Origin of the sequence: Aquimarina mycalae, from assembly GCF_029906345.1 — a bacterium.
GTDB lineage: Bacteria > Bacteroidota > Bacteroidia > Flavobacteriales > Flavobacteriaceae > Aquimarina.
Genome location: NZ_JARYGY010000018.1, coordinates 1 through 6,140 on the forward strand (window position 1 = coordinate 1; position 6,140 = coordinate 6,140).

The window sequence follows — 6,140 nt, forward strand, 5'->3', positions numbered from 1 at the left end:
CCTGTATCACAAAACAATGTGGGTGAATCCGTATTATTGATATCACATTTTTATAGCAAGTGACCAGGTTTATTATAGCTTATAATCATACAGATGCTGGTGACGGCTCTAGAAGCTGATCACGTATAGGATGCGGAGCAAGTTATAAAGTATTTAAATGTTGACAATTTGCAACAAAAGGAAGAGAATTGCCAACATTTAAACACTTCAAAGTAATCATTATGAGATAATTAAAATAGAAATATTAATTTTGGAAAACTGAACTAGTGCTTTTCATAGGACACGTTGTTGTGCCCCGTGGTTTTGTTTTTTTTTATGTTTAGTTTGATAATATTTTAATATCATTTATTATTCGATTAATTTCTGTATCGTCTGTTCCATCATAAACTCCGCGTATTTGTTTTTTCTTATCCACTAGTATAAAATTAGGAGTATGAATAAAATCTTGCAGTCCACCATCGCCTTGTTCTACAACGGCAAAATAACTTTTTCTGGCTAATTCGTAAATGTGTTTTTTGTTTCCAGTAGTTACATTCCATTTAGCATCTATTACATCATTATCGTTCGCATATTCTTTAAGAACGGAGATACTATCAATAGTTGGCGTTACAGATATAGATAAAAGCTTAATATCTCTTCTGTTAGAAAATTGTTGCTGAATTTTCACCAAATTATTTGTCATTATTGGACAAATGCTTGGGCATCTTGTAAAAAAGAAATCTACAACATAAATACTATTCTTATAATCTTCTTGGGTAATCTCTTCTCCGTTTTGATTTATTAATTGAAAATCTAAAACTTTGTGATTTTTGTTTATGCTTTGTGAGTTTTTATCAACCAGTTCAGGGTTTAAATCTGAAGGATTATAAATAGGGAGTTCTTTTTTTGAGGATTGATTACAAGATAAAATAGAACTCAAACAAATAATTATGAGTATATAATGTGGTTTATAAGAAGTCATCTAAATCGCATTATTTTTAAGATATTCATTAGCTTCCAATATTTCAGGACGATTACTATTGGAATCTTTAGTTAATTCAATTAATTGATTAAAATAGTCTTTTACTTTTTCAGGATTTCCAGATTGTTTTGCAGCAATTGCAGCCCCATAAATTCCGTTAAATCTTTTAGGATGTCTTTTTAAATTCTCTTCATAAGCTATCAATGCTTCTTTTGGTTTATTAAGTTCTAAAAGCATATCGCCTAATAATTCTATAGCAGGTATAACATCTCCTGGAGTAACAGGGTGTTTACTAGTATTTCGTTCTAATTCAACAGCTTCTTGCATTAAAGCAAGACCTTTTTCATAGTTTTTATTTCTGAAATATAACCAAGCTTGGACTGTTTTAAATTGAATTTCAACTTGTTTAATTTGTATGGCTTTTGTTTTGTCATTTTGAGCTATCAAATCTTGTTGAAGTTGCTTTAAAATTTCAATTTCAATTTCAACTTTATTAAAATCATTAATATTAACGGCTCCCATGGCAACTGCAAAGTGATATATTGCTTCTTGCCAAGGAAACTGTTTCCAATTTAGTTCCATTTCATGCAGTTGAAGATTAGCGGCTTGTTCCCAGTTTTTATTTTCTAAAGTTAATCTTGCAGGTATTGCAGTTAATGGATAAGTAACGGCAGTTAAAGTCATAGGGTGAAATACTTTATATTCTTTTATTAAATTATATTGATATTCTGCATTTACATTATCACCTTTCTGAAGATACGCATAAACTAAATAATCTGTAGCGTGTATTTCCTCGAAATAAGGACCTACAAATGTAGCAGCTTCGGCATAACATTTAGAACTCTCCAATGATAGTATGTTAGAATCTATAGATTCTTGCCAGATACCTAATCGTGTAAAAATATGTGATGGCATATGTTGCGCATGAGCAGATGATGGTGCAATACTTGCATAACGCCTAGCAGTTTTTAAACCTTTTTGTGCTAATACAGGATTATCGTAATTATGAATAATATAATGTGCAATTCCTGGGTGATTAGGATTTTCAGAAAAAAGAGATTCCAATATAGCACCAGCTTTCCGTTCGTTTGCATATTCTTTGCCAACTCTATCTCTTGTTGAAAACAAAGCCAAAGAATAAAAAATAGCAGCTTCTATATCGTCAGTATATTTTAAGTAAATACCTTCCATTTTTGTTTCAAACCGTTTAGCTCTTGTTTTATGATCTACGGTTTGCCAATCTGTATAAAAAGCATCGATGGCATTTATATAATCTCTTTGTTTGTCATCCATTGATAACTCTTTTGCTATTCTTAAAACTTCAAATCCTTTAGCTAATTCTTCTTTACTTGGCGGGAACCAAGCTGCGTGATAAATACTCATTGCAACTCCCCAATACGCCATAGGGCAATTTGGGTCTGCATCTATAACTTTAACAAATGCTTTTTCAGCTTCGGTATACTGAAAGGAATGTAATAAAGCTACAGCTAAATCAAAGTCCTCTCTTGTTTCATAATTGCATGACAATGAAAATTTTATTTGCCCAAACTGACCGTCACCACACAATAGCAATTCTCCTCGTTTGAAATCGATAGAAGCTAAATCGGGATTTGTTTTTGGCTGTTTGTCTTTACAAGATGTTATGAACAAACTTGCAATGATTAATATGACAATTGAATGTTTCATTGGTTTTAGTTTTTTAATTTAAAGCGTGTAATTCTGCTATTGGGCACAACGGCTCGGCTATGGTTAGTTCGGGAATTAAAATTACTGAATTTCCGATTAAACACTTAGCCAAAACTTTTTATTTTGTTTTATCTTTTTATTCTAAAGCCAAATCAAAAGATTTGGCGGACTTGGTTTGAAGCACTAAACTTTGAGTTAAGCACCAAAACCCGCATTAACTATGACACCTTGTTGGCAGTAGTTTTTATTTTTCCAACTCTACTTTTTCTACAATACTAAATCCTTTTGTTTTAGAAAACTTCATATTATGAACAAAATTCTGCATACTATCAGAAGGGTCGATTGTTTCTAAATTCAGACTGTTAATCGTTTCTGGTGGAAATATTACAGAAAGTATTGGTTGTTCTTCTAAATGCCCTGTTTTACTATTCACAATTTTAGATACTGCATTAATTCTTGCATATTCAATCGGAAGATAGGCAAATACTTCCCTTGCAATTCTTATTGCTGAGCTACAAATATGGTCTTGATATAATTCATTAAATCTCGACTTTGGCATATTTTTTTTCGATAATTTCCCTGTAGAAGTCTGTTTTAATTCATAATCAGGGATTACTTCAACACTGTTAACGTGCAAATCAATATCAATATGATTATTCTCAAAATTGAAACTAATTTGCGTTCCTAACTCTCCAACATCTGAAAAAGGATTAAAATATTGTAAAGCATCATTATACGATTCAGTTTCTTTGTTTTCTATTCCATTACTGATTCTTTGTAATTCTTTCCAATTTTTTTGTTCCACCAAATATTCGTTATATTTTAAATCATTTTCTTTGGTATCATCATTTTTAGCTTGTTCTAAAAGACTAGTTAGTCGATTTATTTTCTTTTGTGTTGAACCAAATATTTTATCAAAGAATGATGGTTTGTAGTTTTCTAAATTATTTTTGGCTTTAGATTCGTTTAGAAATTCTTTTTTTAGGTTCATTTGGTTGTAGAGTATTTTTAATTTGGTTCCAATCAATAGATTCAGTACAGTTTTTGTGCAAAGACTGTATTGTATCAACATAGTTTTCCCAATCAGAAACTGCTTGTTGTGCGTTTTCAATTTCTTCTAATTTTTGTTGTTGCTTAAATCTTTTAGCCGCTTCACGAGCATCTCTTTGCTGTTCCCTTTCCATTCTGCGAACTGCTGCTCCATATGAACGCATTGCACTTTTTATTGTAGCCATTTCTGTTTTTTTTAATTACTGCTAACGGTTTGTGCATGGTTTGTTGCGTCATTAAATCTACAAAATTTAGAGTTAAATACCAGCTTTATAAAAAATAACTTACATCAGGTTTAGCAAGTAATAGCTATTAACTATAAACTTTGTTGGCGGTAGTTATTTTTACTATAGAGTATTGAAAAGTTCGTAACATAGACTGATAATTGATTCATAATCATTATGATAAGATGAAACGTTTGAAAGTATAATTACACCATTTTCATTTTCAACATCTACTGCAATTGACGAAGTGTAACCTCCAGTTCCTCCGTTATGAGAATAAAATTCATTCATGTTTTCGTTCTTAATTTTATGCCAGCCCAATGCCACACTTCTACCTTTTCTTATTTCATGAGTTTTTTTTCGAGTTAATTCCAATTCAATATTTTTACTATTGAATTGAGCAATCGCAAATTTTGATAAGTCCTCTACAGTTGATAAAATTCCCCCAGCTCCAACATGGATAGCCATATCCCAATTTGGTGTTACATCGCCATCTTGGTTAAGTCCTTTGACGAGTCTATTTTCAATATTTTTTCTTTTAGTTGTTGAATTTTTCATTTCGTATTTAGTAAAAATTCTATCAGAGAGTAAATCTTGATAACTCTTATTTGCTACTTTGGTAAGGGTATAACCTAGTAACGCCACCCCTACATTTGAATATGCCCATTTTTTTTCTCCTAATTCCATCTTTTCCGTAATATATTCAAGAAGTTTTTCCTCTCCATAATCTTTATATGGGTTGTATTTGTCTAAGAATAGTCCAAATCCTCTATTTTGAGCTAATCTTGGCATTCCAGAAGTGTGGTTGGCTAGTTCTTTAAAAGTTAATTTCTCTTCGTTATTTAATTCTATTCCTAGATAATCACTAATATTATCTTCAAGGTGTATTTTGTTATCTAGGACTAAACTAGCTAATAGTGTAGAAGTAAATACTTTTGATATAGAACCAATTTCGAAAACCCTATCATGATTTTCAATACTAATTATTTTGTCTTTCTCCCTTTTTACACCATAGAAATTGACTCTTTTGTTTTCAATAATTGCTATTGAAATTTGGGTCTTGTTTGGAAAGAATTTGATTTTTTCGAATATGAGTTCACTTTGCTTTTGAGTAATTTGCCCATTTTTAGAGTCTTGATTGTCAGTTGCAATTTTCAATTCTTTTCCGCAACTAAAAAACAATAGCAAAACATTTAATAAAATAAACTTTTTCATAATTTATGTAGGTTTCCTCTAATTACAGCCAACGTTTAATATATGTGTCGTAGCAGGGCAAAATGTTACCTTGTTTTTTGATTTTTCTGCGCATTGGTTGCTAACTTTTCTATTCTGCAAGCATTGCGCCTTACCAAAAGTATAATAACGATTCGGTTCATCACTTAGCTGCTATGATCACATATATGGTGTTGTAAACAGTTTTTAACATCCACAATACATATCAATTTTCGTATTGTTTTCCGTTTCTTTTATTTCGTAATAACAGCCAACTCCATTGTCAGTCGGTCCAAATTTGGTTTTATCCGAGTTCCATCCGTGTTCTATGTCCATTGGGGAACTTTTGAAAATTAATTCAACCCATTGAATTAGACTTTGTTTGTCGGTTTTCGGTAAAGTTAGTTTTGTTGTTATTCCACCAGCTTCTCTACATTGCTCTTCCGAGTATACAATTCCGTTTTCAAATTTTTGTTTAAAAGCACAAATGTCATAATCGGGATAGTCATACTTTTTAACTTCTAATTTTTCAGATTCCACCTTGTAATTCCGATTTAGATACAAGTATGTCACGTCTTGCGTATAATTTGTCTTTTTCATTTCTGCATTCAGTTCCGCAACGTTTGGTTTTTTCAGCTCAAAATCTTGTGCGTTACCGAAAATTGGTAAAATCAGAAATATTAATATTGCGAATCTCGATTTCATAATTGTTTATAACGTTTAGTATATGGCAAGTAGGGCGGTAGAAAGCGATGAACTTTCAAGCTTGCACTTAGCCAAAACGTTGTATTTTGTTTTTAATTTTTTCATTCTTAAAAGCCAAATCAACGATTTGGCGGTCTTTGTTAAAAGCTCTAAATTTTGGGTTAAGCACCAAAACCCGTATTACTTATAGCATCAATGAAAAAGCAGTAAGTCCAGTATCTTTAAAGTTCACAAAAACAATAAGACATGAAAACTGAACTGACTGCCCAACCAAATTTATACATTGGTATTGATATTCACAA

At 31.4% G+C, this 6,140-nt stretch carries 6 protein-coding genes; all 6 read right to left on the reverse strand.

What is annotated here, in order from left to right; all coding sequences use genetic code 11:
• Window positions 1–319 precede the first annotated feature (319 nt).
• Window positions 320–919 (reverse strand): SCO family protein, encoded by a 600-nt coding sequence (locus QBK95_RS22715; RefSeq protein ID WP_280936862.1) that lies wholly within the window; start codon window positions 917–919, stop codon window positions 320–322.
• A gap of 42 nt (window positions 920–961) precedes the next feature.
• Window positions 962–2,647, reverse strand: a complete 1,686-nt coding sequence (locus QBK95_RS22720; RefSeq protein ID WP_280936863.1) for a tetratricopeptide repeat protein — start codon at window positions 2,645–2,647, stop codon at window positions 962–964.
• 244 nt (window positions 2,648–2,891) lie between these two features.
• Window positions 2,892–3,638, reverse strand: coding sequence for a hypothetical protein (locus tag QBK95_RS22725; protein WP_280936864.1), 747 nt, complete (start codon window positions 3,636–3,638; stop codon window positions 2,892–2,894).
• Window positions 3,604–3,882 (reverse strand): hypothetical protein, encoded by a 279-nt coding sequence (locus QBK95_RS22730; protein WP_280936865.1) that lies wholly within the window; start codon window positions 3,880–3,882, stop codon window positions 3,604–3,606. The genes QBK95_RS22725 and QBK95_RS22730 overlap by 35 nt, the downstream gene beginning before the upstream one ends.
• A 162-nt stretch (window positions 3,883–4,044) precedes the next feature.
• Complete coding sequence (locus QBK95_RS22735; protein WP_280936866.1) at window positions 4,045–5,136, reverse strand: serine hydrolase domain-containing protein; 1,092 nt, start codon at window positions 5,134–5,136, stop codon at window positions 4,045–4,047.
• A gap of 204 nt (window positions 5,137–5,340) precedes the next feature.
• Entirely contained in the window at window positions 5,341–5,838 is a 498-nt protein-coding gene (locus QBK95_RS22740) for a hypothetical protein (RefSeq protein WP_280936867.1), read from the reverse strand.
• Window positions 5,839–6,140: the final 302 nt, after the last annotated feature.